This is a genomic window from Devosia sp. LC5 (genome assembly GCF_000735585.1).
In the GTDB taxonomy this organism is placed as follows: Bacteria; Pseudomonadota; Alphaproteobacteria; order Rhizobiales; family Devosiaceae; genus Devosia.
In genome coordinates, this window is the sequence record NZ_JNNO01000012.1 from 1 (window position 1) to 15,095 (window position 15,095).

17 protein-coding genes and 1 pseudogene are annotated in these 15,095 nt (G+C 62.5%); 10 read left to right on the forward strand and 8 right to left on the reverse strand.

Annotated features, from left to right (window positions below; genetic code table 11):
- Both FF80_RS22185 and priA read right to left on the reverse strand, forming a co-directional pair.
- Window positions 1-88 (reverse strand): annotated as a pseudogene (locus FF80_RS22185) (DNA-binding response regulator); the annotation flags it as partial.
- Entirely contained in the window at window positions 85-1,986 is a 1,902-nt protein-coding gene (gene priA, locus FF80_RS07370) for a primosomal protein N' (protein ID WP_081917313.1), read from the reverse strand. The gene priA and the pseudogene FF80_RS22185, both read right to left, overlap by 4 nt.
- A 123-nt stretch (window positions 1,987-2,109) precedes the next feature.
- On the opposite strand from priA, the gene FF80_RS07375 reads away from it, so the two are divergent.
- From FF80_RS07375 to FF80_RS22075, 4 genes are all read left to right on the forward strand, one after another.
- Window positions 2,110-2,301: a hypothetical protein gene (locus tag FF80_RS07375; RefSeq protein WP_035099009.1), complete on the forward strand. Its 192-nt coding sequence runs from the start codon at window positions 2,110-2,112 to the stop codon at window positions 2,299-2,301.
- 112 nt (window positions 2,302-2,413) lie between these two features.
- Window positions 2,414-3,343 (forward strand): tyrosine recombinase XerC, encoded by a 930-nt coding sequence (locus tag FF80_RS07380; protein WP_035099011.1) that lies wholly within the window; start codon window positions 2,414-2,416, stop codon window positions 3,341-3,343.
- Between the two features lie 253 nt (window positions 3,344-3,596).
- Window positions 3,597-4,541, forward strand: coding sequence for a DMT family transporter (locus FF80_RS07385; protein ID WP_035099012.1), 945 nt, complete (start codon window positions 3,597-3,599; stop codon window positions 4,539-4,541).
- Window positions 4,542-4,652: 111 nt separating this feature from the next.
- Window positions 4,653-6,005 carry a hypothetical protein gene (locus FF80_RS22075; RefSeq protein WP_052153287.1) on the forward strand — a complete coding sequence of 451 codons (1,353 nt, stop codon included), beginning with the start codon at window positions 4,653-4,655 and terminating at the stop codon, window positions 6,003-6,005.
- A gap of 112 nt (window positions 6,006-6,117) precedes the next feature.
- Here FF80_RS22075 and FF80_RS07400 read toward each other — a convergent pair whose 3' ends face one another.
- Window positions 6,118-7,305 (reverse strand): NAD(P)/FAD-dependent oxidoreductase, encoded by a 1,188-nt coding sequence (locus FF80_RS07400; protein ID WP_035099013.1) that lies wholly within the window; start codon window positions 7,303-7,305, stop codon window positions 6,118-6,120.
- A 512-nt stretch (window positions 7,306-7,817) separates the two neighbouring features.
- Between FF80_RS07400 and FF80_RS07405 the strand changes: the two genes are divergently transcribed.
- Entirely contained in the window at window positions 7,818-8,858 is a 1,041-nt protein-coding gene (locus tag FF80_RS07405) for an aspartate-semialdehyde dehydrogenase (RefSeq protein ID WP_035099014.1), read from the forward strand.
- A gap of 80 nt (window positions 8,859-8,938) precedes the next feature.
- Entirely contained in the window at window positions 8,939-9,841 is a 903-nt protein-coding gene (locus FF80_RS07410) for an EamA family transporter (protein ID WP_035099015.1), read from the forward strand.
- Window positions 9,842-9,857: 16 nt separating this feature from the next.
- Here the strand turns inward: FF80_RS07410 and FF80_RS07415 are convergent, their stop codons facing one another.
- The 3 genes from FF80_RS07415 to FF80_RS07425 all read right to left on the reverse strand — a co-directional run bounded on the left by FF80_RS07415 (window position 9,858) and on the right by FF80_RS07425 (window position 11,533).
- Entirely contained in the window at window positions 9,858-10,160 is a 303-nt protein-coding gene (locus tag FF80_RS07415) for a hypothetical protein (RefSeq protein WP_052153288.1), read from the reverse strand.
- An 89-nt stretch (window positions 10,161-10,249) separates the two neighbouring features.
- Window positions 10,250-10,510: a hypothetical protein gene (locus FF80_RS07420; protein ID WP_035099016.1), complete on the reverse strand. Its 261-nt coding sequence runs from the start codon at window positions 10,508-10,510 to the stop codon at window positions 10,250-10,252.
- Between the two features lie 384 nt (window positions 10,511-10,894).
- A complete protein-coding gene (locus tag FF80_RS07425; RefSeq protein ID WP_035099018.1) occupies window positions 10,895-11,533 on the reverse strand; it encodes a carbonic anhydrase in 639 nt (212 codons plus the stop codon).
- Between the two features lie 73 nt (window positions 11,534-11,606).
- On the opposite strand from FF80_RS07425, the gene FF80_RS07430 reads away from it, so the two are divergent.
- On the forward strand, window positions 11,607-11,813 hold the full coding sequence (locus tag FF80_RS07430; protein ID WP_035099388.1) for a DUF1737 domain-containing protein: 207 nt from the start codon (window positions 11,607-11,609) through the stop codon (window positions 11,811-11,813).
- Window positions 11,814-12,095: 282 nt separating this feature from the next.
- Here FF80_RS07430 and FF80_RS07435 read toward each other — a convergent pair whose 3' ends face one another.
- Window positions 12,096-12,674 (reverse strand): NUDIX domain-containing protein, encoded by a 579-nt coding sequence (locus FF80_RS07435; RefSeq protein WP_244445730.1) that lies wholly within the window; start codon window positions 12,672-12,674, stop codon window positions 12,096-12,098.
- Between the two features lie 75 nt (window positions 12,675-12,749).
- The gene (locus FF80_RS07440) at window positions 12,750-13,175 is read right to left on the reverse strand and encodes a helix-turn-helix domain-containing protein (protein WP_035099020.1); all 426 of its coding nucleotides are present in this window, start codon (window positions 13,173-13,175) and stop codon (window positions 12,750-12,752) included.
- A gap of 67 nt (window positions 13,176-13,242) precedes the next feature.
- On the opposite strand from FF80_RS07440, the gene FF80_RS07445 reads away from it, so the two are divergent.
- The 3 genes from FF80_RS07445 to sdhD all read left to right on the forward strand — a co-directional run bounded on the left by FF80_RS07445 (window position 13,243) and on the right by sdhD (window position 15,093).
- Window positions 13,243-13,908, forward strand: coding sequence for an alpha/beta hydrolase (locus FF80_RS07445; protein WP_035099021.1), 666 nt, complete (start codon window positions 13,243-13,245; stop codon window positions 13,906-13,908).
- Window positions 13,909-14,314: 406 nt separating this feature from the next.
- Window positions 14,315-14,701, forward strand: coding sequence for a succinate dehydrogenase, cytochrome b556 subunit (sdhC, locus tag FF80_RS07450; protein WP_035099022.1), 387 nt, complete (start codon window positions 14,315-14,317; stop codon window positions 14,699-14,701).
- The gene (gene sdhD, locus FF80_RS07455; RefSeq protein WP_052153289.1) at window positions 14,701-15,093 is read left to right on the forward strand and encodes a succinate dehydrogenase, hydrophobic membrane anchor protein; all 393 of its coding nucleotides are present in this window, start codon (window positions 14,701-14,703) and stop codon (window positions 15,091-15,093) included. The genes sdhC and sdhD overlap by 1 nt, the downstream gene beginning before the upstream one ends.
- Window positions 15,094-15,095 lie beyond the last annotated feature (2 nt).

The following is a 15,095-nucleotide window of genomic DNA, read 5'->3' on the forward strand; positions in this document are numbered from 1 at the left end:
CATCAAAGCCCGCCGCGAGCAGCGCGGGCTTGAGGAAACGCTGAATTTGCGGCTCGTCATCGACCACGGGGATACGTTGCTGCATCACATGGCCCTTCCCGGCTCGACGAGGGGCAGGCGCAGGGTGGAGCGGGGGACGGCGCTGCGGGTGGAGGGGGGGGTGGCGGTTGTTGAGGGCGCTCGGGCGCGCCGCGCGCGCCCGGGGGTGGCCCGTCCGGGCCACCCCTTGGGGGGGGGGGCCCGCCCCGCCCGCCCGGCCACCTGCGTCAAAATCTGATAGGTTCGCGTTGCCGCGCGCGGATCGCCATGCGCCAGCCCCAGATCGGCATCGAGCACGCCAACCACCGAGAGCTTTTCGAAATGGTGACCCTTGCTCACCAGTTGCGTGCCGATGATCAGGTCATATTCGCCCCGCTCGATCTCGCTGAAGCGCTCGCGCAATTGCGCGTTGGAACCCATATCGGAGGAGAGAATCACCCGCCGCGCATCGGGGAACCGCGCCGCTGCTTCCTCAGCCACCCGCTCGATGCCCGGCCCCACCGCAATCAACGTATCTTCTTCGCCGCAGGCGCTGCAGGTCTTGGGCGTGCGCACTTCATGCCCGCAATGATGGCACATCAACACGCCCCGGAAGCGGTGCTCTACCATCCAGGCAGAGCAATCGGGACATTGATATTGATGCCCGCAAGCGCGGCACAACGTCAGCGGGGCGTAGCCGCGCCGGTTGAGAAATAATAGCGCCTGCTCGCCTCGATCCAGCGCCGCAAACACTTCACGCGCCAGCACCGGGGCAATCCACTGCCCCTTTTCCGGCCCGTCGATCCGCATATCGATCGCGGTAATATTGGGCATGGAAGCCTCGGCAAAACGCGAGGTCAGCAGCACATGGGCATAGCGGCCGATATTGGCATTGTTGCGCGTTTCGACCGACGGCGTGGCCGAACTCAGCACCACCCGTGCATTGGCCAGATGCGCCCGCACAATGGCCATGTCGCGGGCATGGTAATTGACCCCATCGGACTGCTTATAGGCCCCGTCATGCTCCTCATCGAGCACCAGCATGCCCAGCTCGCGAAACGGCAGGAACAGCGCCGAGCGCGCGCCCACCACGGCCCGTACACTGCCATCAAGCACCCCGCGCCACACCTTGGCCCGCTGTACCGGTGTCATGTCCGAATGCCATTCGGCCGGCCGCGTGCCGAAGCGCTTGGTGAAGCGGTCCAAAAATGTGTGGGTCAGCGCAATCTCGGGCAGCAGAATCAGGGCCTGCCGTCCGGCGCGCAACGTGTCAGCTACCGCCTCGAAAAATACCTCCGTCTTGCCGCCGCCGGTGACGCCATCGAGCAAAGCCACACCAAATGCATTGGCATCGAGCGCCACGATCTGCTCCAGCGCCGCGCTCTGCTCGGGATTAAGCGTGATCGCCGCGCCATCCGGGTCAGGCGGCAGAACGATTGGCGGCGGAGGCATTTCCAGGCGTTCGATGGCACCGGCCCGCTCCAGCCCCTCGATCACCGAAGCCGAAACGCCCGTGGCTCCAACCAATGCCGCCTTGGGCCAGGCCATATCGTCCATCAAGGCATCAAGCACCCGCAGCCGCGCCGGCGTCAGTTTTTCCGGCTCCAGCCCGGTGCGCCGGAAGGCGATGACCGGCTTGGGACTATCCAGCGCTTCGGTGGAACGCAGCACGGCGCGCAGCACCTGTCCTGGCGCGGCCAGCGTATAGCGCGCCACCCATTCGACCAGCTTGAGCAATTCCTCGCTGAGCGGGGGCACATCATAGGCCATGGCGATATCGCGCAGCCGGTTATGCGCCACCATGTCCTTGGGCGGCCCCCAGACCACGCCCAGCGTCAGCCGCGGGCCCAGTGGCACAGCCACGATCGAGCCGCGCGTGACGCTCATATGGGCGGGCACGCGGTAGCTATAGGGGCCCTCGACGGCCACCCCCACCATGACGGCGACGATGTCTGGACGTATCTCCATTTGTGCCTGTTCTGTTCGCATTCCAGCGATCACAGCGCAAGTGATTCTGCTGCCATCCCGGACTGCTGACAGGCCCTGTCAGGGGGCGGGTGCAATCTGTCTTCCCAAGCACAGGAGGATAGCATGACCCAGATGATCGATCGGGTGTCCCTATCGGAAGACATCGTCACCATCGCCAAGCGCGCCAGTCTTTATCAGCTGCTGCTATCGGCATTGCGACGCCAGAAGCGGGTGCAGGAATTGCCGGGCCATCTCTATAACGACCTGGGCATACCGCCCAGCCAGCGCCCCGATTTCACCCCGCGCTGCCGGTGACGTCAGCCCTCGGATGAGGGGTCCAATCCCATGCAGGCCTCCCAAAGGCCCCCTCATCCGCCCCCTTTTCCCTGGCTACAATTTTATAACCGACATGCGCTAAATTCCCGGCATGGTCGATTCAGCCTTTGCCACCGACGAGTTCGTTCGCGCCCAGATCGCCTCTTGGCAGCGCGAGTTGGGTTCGGTTCGCCGGCTCGCCGAAAACACGCTTGAGGCCTATAGCCGCGACCTCGATCAATTCCTGCAATTCCTCGCTGGCCATGCCGGCGGCCCGGTGACCTTGAGCACTCTCAAGGACTTGCGCGGCGCCGATATCCGCGCCTTCATGGCCCAGCGGCGCAATGAAAGCCTGGGCTCACGCTCGCTGGCCCGGGTGCTGTCGGCGCTCAAATCCTTCTTCCGCTTTCTCGAACGCGAAGGCGTTTTGGCAACCGAAGCGCTCAACGTCATCCGCACCCCCAAACAGCCAAAATCCCTGCCCAAGGCGCTGACTGTGATCGAGGCGCGCCGCACCATTACCACCACCGAGGAAATGGAAGAGCGCCCCTGGGTCGCGGCGCGCGACATGGCGGTGCTGTCGCTTTGCTATGGCGCCGGCCTGCGTATTGCCGAGGCTTTGGCACTGACTCGGGCGGATCTGGAATCCCAGACTTTGCGCGTCACCGGAAAGGGCGGCAAGGTGCGGATGGTGCCGCTGATCGAGGCGGTACGGAAGTCGATCGAGCTTTATCTCGAGCTTTGCCCGTTCAAATCCTGGCCCCAGGAACCGCTGTTCCGGGGGGTCAAGGGGGGGGTGCTGTCGCCGCGGTTGATCCAGTTGCGTGTGGCCCAATTGCGCGGCGCCCTGGGCCTGCCACCTTCGGCCACGCCGCATGCGCTAAGGCATTCTTTTGCAACGCATTTATTGGGGCGGGGTGGCGATTTACGGGCCATTCAGGAACTGCTCGGCCATGCCAGCCTGTCCTCCACCCAGATCTATACCGCGGTCGACACCGACCGCCTGCTCGACAGCTATCGCAAGGCGCACCCAAGAGGCTAATTGGTGCACGGACTGTTAGCGTTGAGATTGCCATACCGGCCGAACGGTTAACGCCCAAGCCGCCTTGCCAGCCGCAGCAGCCAGCGCTACGAAACTGCCCATGCATTCGTCCGCCACCATCATTCTGCTTGGTCTTTGGCTTTCTGGCTCCCTTTGGGTCCGGAACGAGCGCTGACATCCAGCCCTTCGTCTCACCGGCCCGCCTTTCAGGCGCCGGTATTGCTTGAGGCGGGTGTTTTTGGAACCGCCTCCCATGTCCGCTGCCGTCTCATCCCCCCAAGCCGCCAATGACCCCCTGGGCTATGCCTTTGCCGTGGCCGGCGCCGTGCTGTTCGCCACCAAGGGCATTTTCATCAAGCTCGCCTATGCCCAGGGCGTCTCCACCGAAATGCTGCTCAGCCTGCGCATGATCGTGGCGCTGCCGGTTTACCTGCTCATTATGGTGGGCCTGTTGCGGCGCGAGGAGAAATTGCGGGCTTCCCTGAGCTGGCCCGTGGTGCTGACCAGCATGGCCGTGGGCATTCTGGGCTATTATGTCTCGAGCTATCTCGACTTTTTGGGGCTGAATTACCTGACCGCGCAATATGAGCGGCTGGTGCTGTTCACCTATCCCTTTTTCGTGCTGCTGTTCGGCGTCTGGTTCTTTGGTGATCGCATGGTGTGGGGTGTTGTGCCGGCCATGCTGGTCTCCTATGCCGGGCTGCTGGTGATTTTCGGCTGGAATCTCGCCGTCAACCCCGACGGGCTGGTGACCGGCACGCTGCTGGTGCTGGGTTCGGCCATCACCTTTGCGCTTTACCAGCACCTGGCCAAGCGGCAGATGCTCAAGCTCGGCTCGGGCCTGTTCACCTGCATCGCCATGTCCACCGCCGCGCTTTGCGCCATCGGACAAAACCTGATCATTGCCGGTCCACAGAGTTATCTGATGCTGTCGCCGCAGATCTGGACCTATGGCCTGGCTCTGGGCGTACTCGGCACCGTGCTGCCCTCGTTCCTGATGAATGCCGGCATGGCCCGCATCGGGGCGCGCGCCACCTCCTCCACCGGCGCGTTCGGGCCCATCATCACCATCATCATCGCCGTCATCGTGCTGTCCGAACCCTTCACCATTTTCCATGCCGCGGGCACCGTTCTGGTGCTGGCGGGTTCGATATTGTTCACAAGAGCTGAACGCCGGGCGCGCAATCGGCGGGACTAGTCCCAATCGGCGTCAGCGAATGGCGATTGGGACTAAAACGCTGTCAGCCGCCGCAAAGCCGCTATATTGTGCGGCCACCACTGGCGGCGATACCTTCGGAAAGGGACACCGATGCAAACATATAAGCGGTTGCTGGGCGCGACCACATTGGGGCTGATTCTGGCTTCAGGGCTTGCCGCACCGGCCTTTGCCCAGAAGCTCGACAACAAGACCGGCCCCAGCACCCTCACCACCTCAGCGGGCGACATCGATTTCGGCGATGATTCGAGCGAATGGGCCAATGACGGGGAATGCGACGATCCGCGATTCTCGGGCACGGGCAGCGCCGCCGAACTGGTCGATGAGGATATCGCCAAGGACGCCACCGATTGCCGCGCCGCCTTTGCCGCCGGCACCGTGACCCTGGTCGAAGGCGGCAGCCCGGCCCAGGCCGATATTGCCAGCCCGATCGACGCCATCGACTTTGGCGATGACAGCAGCGAATGGGCCAATGATGGCGAATGCGACGACCCGCGTTTCAAGGGAGAAGGCAGCGCCGAAGAATTGCTCGATGAGGATACCGCCAGGGACGCCACCGATTGCGAGGCCGCTTATGCAGCGGGCACCGTGACCCTGGCCGACGATAATTCCAACGCCGATGCCACCACCAATATGCCCGCCAGTGCTGCCGAGATCGATTTCGGCGATGATTCGAGCGAATGGGCCAATGACGGGGAATGCGATGATCCCCGCTTTTCCGGCAGCGGCAGCGCCGCCGAACTGCTCGACGCCGATATCCGCAAGGATGCTACCGATTGCCGGACCGCCCATGAAGCGGGCACTGTGACCTTCAATGGCGACAGTGCCGGCAGCACCGCTACCCCGGTCGACATTTCCGACATCGATTTTGGCGACGACACCAGCGAATGGGCCAAGGACGAGGAATGCGATGATCCCCGCTTCTCGGGCGCCGGCGCTGCTTCCGAAATGCTGGACGATGACATCGGCCACGATGCCACCGACTGCAAGGCGGCCTATGCTGCCGGGACGGTGAGTTTCGACCCCGATGGCACTGCCGCCACCAGCGCGAGCCCGGCTTCCACCGAGTTCGACTATGGCAGCGACACGTCCAAATGGGCCAATGACGGGGAGTGCGACGATCCGCGCTTCCTGGGCGAAGGCACCAACAAGAAGCAGCTCTACGAAGACCAGATGGCCGACGCCACCGACTGCAAGACGCTGGAAGCCGAGGGCAAGGTGCAGATCCGCGAAGTCTACCAGCCCAGCTACGCAGCCGGGGCGCCCTATGACAGCGGCCATATCGAGTTCGGCGACAACACCTCGAGCTACGCCAATGACGATCAGTGCGACGACCCGCGCTTTGAAGGCCCCGGTGCCGCCATCACCTTGCTCGACAGCGACCTGGAACACGACGCCGACGACTGCAAGGCCGCCTTCGAGGCCGGCACCATCGTGCTTAAGTAGAGCTGAGGGTCGGTAGGATTTATTTCAACGGCGGGGCGCAGGCTCCGCCGTTTTTGTTTTAGGCGTAATCGCGGGTGCGCGTCAAAGCGAACACCATCCTGCTTGTGGTGCCTTAAGCCGCCTGCCCCGCGGCCCAGCCTGAGGCCCAGGCCCACTGGAAATTGTAGCCACCGAGCCAGCCGGTGACATCGACCACTTCGCCGACGAAATAAAGGCCGGGCACCGCGCGGGCTGCCATGGTCTTGGCGTCGAGATCGCGCGTATCGACGCCGCCTAGCGTCACTTCGGCGGTGCGATAGCCTTCCGAACCGACGGGTTTAAGCGTCCAGTTCTTGAGCCTGGCTTCGATCACGGCCAGCTTCTTGTCCGAGAAATCGCCGAACATGCCCGGCAGATCGAGTTCGTCGCCCAGCAATTGGGCGAGCTTTTTGGGCAGGAGATTGCCGATGACAGTCTGTACCTGAACCTTGGGCGTTTCCCTGCGGGCGGCGCGCAGCAATTCGCCGGCATCGCGACCGGGCAGCAGATCGACCTCAATGGAATCGCCCTCGCGCCAATAGGAGGAAATCTGCAGGATGGCCGGACCGGACAGGCCCCGATGGGTGAACAGCAGGGCTTCCTCGAACGCGGTCTTGCCATGTTTGACAATGGCGTCGGCAGCAATGCCCGAAAGGGGTTTGAGCTTTTCCAGCGCCCCGGTTTCAAAGGTCAGCGGAACCAGGCCCGGGCGGGTTTCAGTGAGGCGGAGGCCGAACTGGGTGGCGAGCTGATAGCCAAAGCCGGTGGCGCCCATTTTGGGGATGGATTTGCCCCCGGTGGCGACGATCAGGCTTTCCGCTGTTGCCGATGTGCTGGTGAACAGCACTTCAAAACCGGTTTCGGTCCTGGTGACCCGCTCGATTGCCGTCTTGAGCCAAAGGGTGACCCCGGCCAGCCGCATTTCGCCCAAAAGCATGGTGTTGATCTGGGTGGCGGGGCCATCGCAAAACAATTGGCCAAGGGTCTTTTCATGAAAGGTGATGCCGTAGCGGCGCACCAGGGCGATGAACATGTCGGGCGTATAGCGCGACAATGCCGAGAGCGCGAAACGTGGATTGTCGCTCAGGAAGCGGTCGCGGCCATGTTCGATCGTGGCATTGATATTGGTGAAATTGCAGCGCCCGCCGCCCGAAATGCGGATCTTGTCGCCGGCATGGGCGGCGTGATCCACCAGCAGCACCTTCCGGCCGCGCTTGCCCGCCTCGATGGCGGCCATCATGCCAGCGGCCCCGGCGCCGAGGACGATCACGTCGTAATGCATTTTTTTGGCCCTTTGGGTTTGGGGCAGTTACAGCCATGGGGCATGTGGTGGCAAGCGCTGAGGGGTGCTTTCCCCGCCCCGCTCCATCCTCATCACCCGGCTCGTCCGGGTGATCCGTCGTTCAGCGCATGCGGCGCCCTGGATTGCCCGGACGAGCCAGGCAATGACGGTTCCTGGGAGAATAGTGGTGGTTTAAGAGGCCGGAGCCAGCCTCTTAAGGGGCCAAAAAAGGTGACCAAAAAACCGAAAGATTGACTCTTTCCTATTTGAGAGTATGACAAGTCCTGCTTGCAACCAAAGCAGTCACAAGATGCGCAGCGCTTTCGCTATGGCCGATTTGCCTACGACCCCGGTTTTCACCGGCGGCGTCGCTGTCCTTATGACCAAAACCACCAAAACCGCCTGACGCTTTTCCCCGGGTCGTCTCCCGACGGGGAGAGGCTCAAAGCACTGGCCGCGATGCAGATCATCGCGCGGGGGCGGAAACTGGTAAGGGACTGGAGTTCCAAAAAATGGGTTATCGCGTCGCTGTCGTCGGTGCCACTGGTAATGTGGGCCGGGAAGTTCTCAATATTCTGGCCGAACGCAAGTTCCCCGCCGACGAGGTTATCGCGCTGGCGTCCTCGCGCTCGATCGGGCGGGAAATTTCCTATGGCGACAAGATTTTGAAGGCCAAGAATCTCGAGGATTTCGATTTCACCGGGGTGGATTTCGCCATCATGTCGGCCGGCGGCGCCATTTCCAAGGAATGGGCGCAGCGCATTGCCGCCAAGGGTGCCATCGTGATCGATAATTCGAGCTATTGGCGCTATCATTCCGATGTGCCGCTGGTGGTGCCCGAAGTGAACGCCCATGTGCTGGACGCCTTCATGGCCAATCCCAACCGCACCAATATCATCGCCAATCCCAATTGCTCGACGGCCCAGCTCGTGGTGGCGCTCAAGCCCCTGCATGACTTCGCCAAGATCAAGCGCATCGTGGTCTCGACCTACCAGTCGGTGTCGGGCGCGGGCAAGGACGGGGTGGATGAGCTGTGGAACCAGACCAAGGGCATTTTCGTCAACGATAGCGCCACGCCCGGCAAGTTCCCCAAGCAGATCGCCTTCAACGTCATCCCCCATATCGATGTGTTCATGGAAGACGGCTACACCAAGGAAGAGTGGAAGGTGCTGGCCGAAACCAAGAAGATCCTCGATCCCAAGATCAAGGTGACCTGCACCGCCGTGCGCGTACCGGTCTTCGTGGGGCATTCGGAAGCGGTCAATATCGAATTCGAAAACCCGATTTCGGCCGACGAAGCCCGCGATATCCTGCGCGAAGCGCCGGGTATTTCGGTGCTCGACAAGCGCGAGCCGGGTGGCTACGCGACGCCGGTGGAAGTGGTCGGCGAATACGACACCTATGTCTCCCGCATCCGCGAAGACAATACGATCGAGAACGGGCTCAATATCTGGGTCGTGAGCGACAATCTGCGCAAGGGCGCGGCGCTCAACACGATCCAGATCGCCGAAACGCTGATCGAGCGCGGGCTGCTCGCCAAGCAGGCGGCTTAATCTTTTGGCCCCGGTTTGCGCCGGGGCCGGTCACTACCACGGTGTCAGCCCGGTGGTGAGGGAAAACTTCAGGCCCAAAAATGTCCCCGCGTGATCTTATTCTAGCCCTCGGCGTCGTCGTGATCTGGGGGCTCAACTTTGTCGCCATCAAATGGGGTGTCGAGGAAGTTCCCCCCTTCATGCTGACGGCGTTGCGCTATCTGGGTTGCGCCCTGCCGGCGGTGTTTTTCATCCGCCGGCCGGCCGTCAGCTGGCGCATGCTGATCCTCTACGGTTTCACCGTGGGCGTGCTGCAATTCAGTTTCCTGTTCACTGCCATGCGGCTGGGCATGCCGGCGGGGCTAGCCAGTCTGGTCATGCAGATGCAGGTGTTTTTCACCATGGCGCTGGCCGTGTTGTTCTTGGGCGAACGGCCGGGCCTGTTCCAGCTGGGCGGGGCGCTGGTGGCTCTGCTGGGACTCGCGACGATCGGGGCCGAGCATCTGGGCGGGGCGGTGCTGGTGCCGCTGGTGATGACGCTGGTGGCGGCCATGTTCTGGGCCCTGTCCAATATCGTCACCAAGCGGGCCGGCAAGGTCGATATGCTGGGCTTCGTCGTCTGGGGGAGTCTCGTGCCGCCCATTCCCATGCTGGCGCTGTCGCTGATATTCGAGGGGCCGGCCGCTTATGGATCGCTCCTCGCCATGACGCCGCGCGGCATTGGCTCGGTGCTGTTCATCGCCTATGGCTCCACGCTGTTCGGCTATGGGCTGTGGGCGGTATTGCTGGGGCGTTATCCGGCCAGCGTCGTGGCGCCATTCTCGCTTTTGGTGCCGGTGGTGGGCTTTGCCGCGGCGATGATCATTCTGGGCGAAGCGGTCACCCTGCCCGAAATCCTGGGAAGCCTTTTGATCTTTGTCGGGCTGGTACTCAATGTGCTGGGCCCGCGCGCCCTGGCCTGGTGGGGCAAAAACAAGAAGGCCGCCCCGCAGGGCGGCCGCTAAAGCCAGCAGGGGCGGACTACTGCACCAGCGAATCGGGGGTTTCGACCGGGTCTGCGGGTGCTGCCGGGGCTGCGGGGTCAGCCGGGACGGCGGCGGGCTGCAGGCCGGCCAATTCGCTGGCCGAAATGCCGCCGCTGGCATCGATATCGGCGCCGGTGAATTCGGCCTCGGTCAGGTCGGGCCAAACCACCTGCAATTCGCTGAGCGACAGCTCGCCGCTGCCATCGGTATCGACATCGGTGAAATTGGTGGGGGTCTGCGCCAGGGCGGCGCCGGCCGATAGGCCCAGAATGGCAAAGCCAAGAACAATCTTGCGCATCAATTCTCTCCTAGATGGGTGCCCGTTCTGGCGGGCGGGGCAAGAGCCGGGGGAAACCGCGCCGCGGGCGTTGGTTCCCCCAGGCTAATTTACATTGCGGGCGCTGGAACCGGGGCCGGAGCGGTGGCCGCGGCAAATTCCTCGGCACTCAGCTCGCCATTGGCGTCGGTATCGGCGGCGGCAAATTGCTCGGCGGTGACGCCGGGCATGGCCACCTGCAGCTCGGTCAGCGAGATGCCGGCGCTGGCATCGGTATCCAGGGTCGCAAAATCGGGGGCAACCGCGTCTTGCGCGAAAGCGGCGCCGGACAGGCCCAGAACGACAGCGACGGACAGGATGAGCTTTTTCATGGGGGTTTGCACTCCATGTTGGGGAGACAGCGGCAACAGGTTAGCCCGTGGCCGACGGATCGCACTCCGCGCGGTCCGTGCAACAAAGAGTGATGGGTTAATGTGTCCTGTGCTGGCCGTAAAACCGGCAGCGAGCGGGAGATAATCGGGCAAATTAGGGGCAGTGATTGCGCGCAATATCTATCATGTATTGCACAAATATTGTGCCGCGGCCGCGATGATTTCGAAGTTTACTTATCGGGATAGTCTTGCATGAGCGGATGAATTTTCATCATCCCGGCATGAACTTCGGATACCGGCAAGTCGGCGCGATCACATAAGCGTGACAGCTTCGAAACGGAAACTTGATCCCCCGCTCCCGCCAAGTCGAACGGCCCGAAAATCTCAGAAATCGGGGCGAACGAAATCGCCGCTGGAATTCATCACCCACAATTCGCCGGTCGAAATATCGAACCAGGCGCCATGCACGGCGATCTTTCCCTCGGCTTCGAGCGCGGCGACATAGGGGAAGGTGCGCAGGTTGCGGATCGAGTTGCGGATCGAAATCCGCTCCAGCGCGGTCTGCCGCTCGGCCGGGGTCATCAGCTCGTTCTGCACGATCTGGTCGGGCAGGCCGCCCAGCATGCTCATCCACTTGCCGATGAAGTCGCCGGTGTCGAGCGGCTTGCTGTCGGGGTTGAGCGCCGCCTTGATGCCGCCGCAGCGGCCATGGCCCATCACCACCACATTGGCGATGCCCAGCGCCTTGACGGCAAATTCGATGGCCGCCGAGGTGCCGTGCTGGCCGCCATCTGGCTGATAGGTCGGTACCAGATTGGCCACATTGCGCAGCACGAAGAGTTCGCCCGGCCCGGAATCGAAGATCATTTCGGGCGCCGCGCGGCTGTCGCAGCAGGCGATGATCATGGTTGTGGGGTTCTGCCCCTCGGCGGCCAGATCGCGAATCCGGTCCTTTTCGCGGGCATAGCGGCCGGCCATGAAATTGGCGTGGCCCTTGAGCAGGTGGTCTGGAAAGCTGTGCATGGCATATCGCTTAGCTCTGTGGCAGAAGAAGATCAACCTGGGGCGCATGGGGCGCCCGCATACCGGGGTTGCAATGCTGATCTACCGCTTTTTGTCCGGGGAAGACGATTCCTCGTTTTGCCACAAGGTCACCAAGGCCCTGAGCGAGGGCTGGGAGCTGCATGGCTCGCCCACCTATGCCTATGATGCGGTCGCCAAGAAGATGAAGGCCGGCCAGGCCGTCACCCGCGTGGCCAGGGACCAGCCCTATGATCCCGACAAGAAGCTGACGGAGTATTAGGCGGAGTTAGCGCCTCGATCGCCCTCGGGGACGGCCTTCAGTCAGCCCCCCAATCCCGCTCACCCACCCCATCTCCCTCGGGCTCGACCCGAGGGCCATTCGCCGCTTGTGCCGTGTTGGGAGAAGCCCTCGGGTCAGGCCCGAGGGAGATGCGGTGGGTGGGGTACACTTGAGCCAATATTTGGCACCGCATTCGTCCTCCCACAATGTCATTCCGGCGCAGGCCGGGATGACACGGTGGGTTGGAGGGTTTTGGGGGCAACCCCAAATCCTGCCCAAAAATCACCCGCGCATCTGTTGCAGCGCCAGCGCCTGCAGCAGCATGATGGTCTTGGCGTCGATGATCTCGCCGGTTCCGATCATGGCGAGCGCTTCGGCAAAGCCGATTTCGAACACTTCGATATCCTCGCCTTCATGTTCGAGCCCGCCACCGGCATGCAGCTGTGCGCCTGGCGTGTAGCGGGCGAGGAAGCAGGCGCATTTTTCCGTCAATGAGCCCGGGCTCATATAGGCATTGAACATGAATTGCAGGCCGGCCGGCTCATAGCCGGTTTCCTCCACGGCCTCGCGATGGGCAGCGACGGCGGCACTTTCCCCGTCCAGCATGCCGGCGGGCACTTCGATCATCCAGGCAGGATCGCCATTCAGGTGCGGCGGCAGGCGGAACTGGCGGGTGAGGATGATCGTGCCGGCTTCGGGCGCATGCAGCAGCACGGCGGCGGCGCTGCCATGGTCATAGACTTCGCGGCGCACCGTCTGGGTTCCCCCGTCACGGCGCGGATGATTGACATGATAATCGTCGAACCGGCCCCAATTATGGGCCAGCTTGGTGACGCTCTCGATAATGATCTTGCCGCTCAATCGGATGCCCTCTCGATGCTGGCAGAGCTATGCCGCAAATGGCGCGCCAGGGCCAGTCATCAATGCCGGCTTGTGCTAACCCTCACCCAGATGCACCCGGCGCAGCTCCGCCATCTGCGCCTCGATGGCGCCGGGGCCGCCTTTGTCGCGCGCTTCGCCAGTGGCGGCGAGTACGGGATCGACGGGCATATAGCTGCGGCTCCAGCGGCTGATCTGGGCAATGATCGGCAGCAGGTCGATGCCCTTTTCGGTCAGCGAATAGATCGCCTTGAGCTTGTGGCTGGGATCGCCCGCGCGGGTCACGATGCCCGCCCCCACCAGCATGGCCAGCCGGTCGGACAGGATATTGCTGGATATGGCTTCGTCCGAGGCCAGGAATTCGCGGAAATGGCGTTTGCCGGCAAACATCATGTCGCGAATGATCAGCAGGGTCCATTTGTCGCCGAACATTTCAAGGCCCAGATTGATCGGGCAGCCGGAACGGAAAGCAGTTTGCGTCATGACTTGACTCTAGGCAATATGGTTGTAAAACGCAAGTGCTTGCATTTTGCAATCAATGGAGGAAGCAATGACCACATATGTGATCGTGCATGGCGCCTGGGCCGGTGCCTGGGGGTGGGACAAGGTGGCCGAGCTGCTGCGCTCGCACGGCCATCGCGTGCATGTGCCGACGCTGAGCGGGCTGGGCGAACGCGCCCATCTGGCCAATCTGCCGATCACGCTGACCACTCATATCGAGGACGTGGTCAACGAGATGGTCTGGCACGAATTGAGCGATGTGGTGCTGGTGGCCCATTCCTATGGCGGGTTCGTTGCCACCGGGGTGGCCGAGCGCGCCGCCGGGCGCATCGCTTCCATTGTCTATCTCGATGCCTTCATTCCCCAGGATGGCCAATCCTTCGCCGACATCATGGGCGAAATGCCGGAGGGGCCGGTGGTTGCGGTCCCCGAGATCGGGAATAACGAATATCCCACCGAGGCCGAGCGCCAGCGCGTTGCTGCCCTCGCCACTCCGCAGCCTACCGGCACCTTCACCGAACGCCTCAAGGTCAGCGGCGCCTATCTCAGAATTGCCCGCAAGACCTTCATCCTCGCCACCGGCTGGGACGGCTTCGGCGGGGTCGCTGCGCCGCTACGAGAGGACCCCGCCTGGAGCGTGCACGAACTGCCCTGCGGCCACGACGTGCCGCTGCTGCTGCCTGTGGAACTGGCGGGACTGCTGGAAAAGGCGTGATGGGGCTCAGGAAATTGCCGGAGCGCTAATCGGCTCCGGCAATAGCGATACTGCCTGCGATCACTGGTAGCGACGCCTTCGCCAGTCCGGCGGTGGTGATGAGCAGAGGCTAAGTCGGTTCGAGCATCAGGCGTGAGTTACAATCGTGGCGGGATTTTTTGCGCCCGTGCTTATGTAAAGGGATTGGGGGGGCATAGTTGCAGCGCGTCCCCGCTAAGCAGCCGCTTCCACCCCGCATTCCGTCGCCCTCCGAACACTTAGTGCGCTATACGAACAAAGTGCGCAATGCGCCAAAAGTTGACCTCCGGGGGGCTTTGAATTGTCATGCGGGGAGGCTAGAAGTCTTGAACCATTCCAAACTACAGCGGTCCCTCCCGCGCGTTCAGGACGGCTCCAGGAAGACTCCATGACGGTTCGCTCCCGCCCCACTTCTCCGCATCTGCAAATCTATCGCTGGACCATCACCATGGCCATGTCGATCGCGCATCGCGCGACGGGCATTGCCAATTATGTGGGCTCGGCCCTGCTGGTGCTGTGGCTGGCCGCCGCCGCCATCGGCCCGGAACCGCTCAATGTGGTCAATGCCATCTATGGCAGCTGGTTCGGGCAATTGGTGCTGTTTGCCTATTCCTGGTCGCTGTTCCACCACATGCTGGGGGGCTTGCGCCACTTCGTCTGGGATTTCATCGAGATGATGGAGCCGGGCCAGCGCGAAGCCATCGCATGGGCCAATCTGGTGGCCTCGATTGCGCTGACCCTTTTGGTCTGGACCATTTTTGTGTGGGTGCGTTGATGCGTGAACAAGTGATCACCCGGGACATCATCGCCGATCCCAAGACCAAATATGGCAATGGGAAAGCCTCGACCCGCCATTTCATCACCCAGCGGCTGACCGGCGCGATCAATGTGCTGTTCATCGGCCTGCTGGTGTTCATCGTCGTGCGCCTGGCCGGGCAGGACCGGGCCGGCATGGTATCGCTGATCGGCAATGGTTTTGTCGGCATTCCCTTTGCCGTGCTGCTGGCCATTGTCACCGTGCATATGCGCAATGGCATGCGCGATACGCTCGAGGATTACCTTTCTGGCGCCACCTATCGGCTGGCCATGCTGCTCAATACGCTGTTCTGCCTCGCCGTGGGTCTTATCGGCGTGGTCTCCATTCTCAAGCTCGTCTTCTGGGGTTAGTG

Excerpts from the sequence above, each read along its gene's own strand:
- sdhD (WP_052153289.1), top strand. The coding sequence starts at position 14,701 with ATGCGTGAACAAGTGATCACCCGGGACATCATCGCCGATCCCAAGACC.
- FF80_RS07380 (WP_035099011.1), top strand. The coding sequence starts at position 2,414 with ATGGTCGATTCAGCCTTTGCCACCGACGAGTTCGTTCGCGCCCAGATC.
- FF80_RS07445 (WP_035099021.1), top strand. The coding sequence starts at position 13,243 with ATGACCACATATGTGATCGTGCATGGCGCCTGGGCCGGTGCCTGGGGG.
- FF80_RS07400 (WP_035099013.1), bottom strand. The coding sequence starts at position 7,305 with ATGCATTACGACGTGATCGTCCTCGGCGCCGGGGCCGCTGGCATGATG.
- FF80_RS07425 (WP_035099018.1), bottom strand. The coding sequence starts at position 11,533 with ATGCACAGCTTTCCAGACCACCTGCTCAAGGGCCACGCCAATTTCATG.
- FF80_RS07415 (WP_052153288.1), bottom strand. The coding sequence starts at position 10,160 with ATGCGCAAGATTGTTCTTGGCTTTGCCATTCTGGGCCTATCGGCCGGC.
- sdhC (WP_035099022.1), top strand. The coding sequence starts at position 14,315 with ATGACGGTTCGCTCCCGCCCCACTTCTCCGCATCTGCAAATCTATCGC.
- FF80_RS07375 (WP_035099009.1), top strand. The coding sequence starts at position 2,110 with ATGACCCAGATGATCGATCGGGTGTCCCTATCGGAAGACATCGTCACC.
- FF80_RS07405 (WP_035099014.1), top strand. The coding sequence starts at position 7,818 with ATGGGTTATCGCGTCGCTGTCGTCGGTGCCACTGGTAATGTGGGCCGG.
- FF80_RS07430 (WP_035099388.1), top strand. The coding sequence starts at position 11,607 with ATGCTGATCTACCGCTTTTTGTCCGGGGAAGACGATTCCTCGTTTTGC.
- FF80_RS07440 (WP_035099020.1), bottom strand. The coding sequence starts at position 13,175 with ATGACGCAAACTGCTTTCCGTTCCGGCTGCCCGATCAATCTGGGCCTT.
- FF80_RS07420 (WP_035099016.1), bottom strand. The coding sequence starts at position 10,510 with ATGAAAAAGCTCATCCTGTCCGTCGCTGTCGTTCTGGGCCTGTCCGGC.
- priA (WP_081917313.1), bottom strand. The coding sequence starts at position 1,986 with ATGGAGATACGTCCAGACATCGTCGCCGTCATGGTGGGGGTGGCCGTC.
- FF80_RS07385 (WP_035099012.1), top strand. The coding sequence starts at position 3,597 with ATGTCCGCTGCCGTCTCATCCCCCCAAGCCGCCAATGACCCCCTGGGC.
- FF80_RS07410 (WP_035099015.1), top strand. The coding sequence starts at position 8,939 with ATGTCCCCGCGTGATCTTATTCTAGCCCTCGGCGTCGTCGTGATCTGG.
- FF80_RS22075 (WP_052153287.1), top strand. The coding sequence starts at position 4,653 with ATGCAAACATATAAGCGGTTGCTGGGCGCGACCACATTGGGGCTGATT.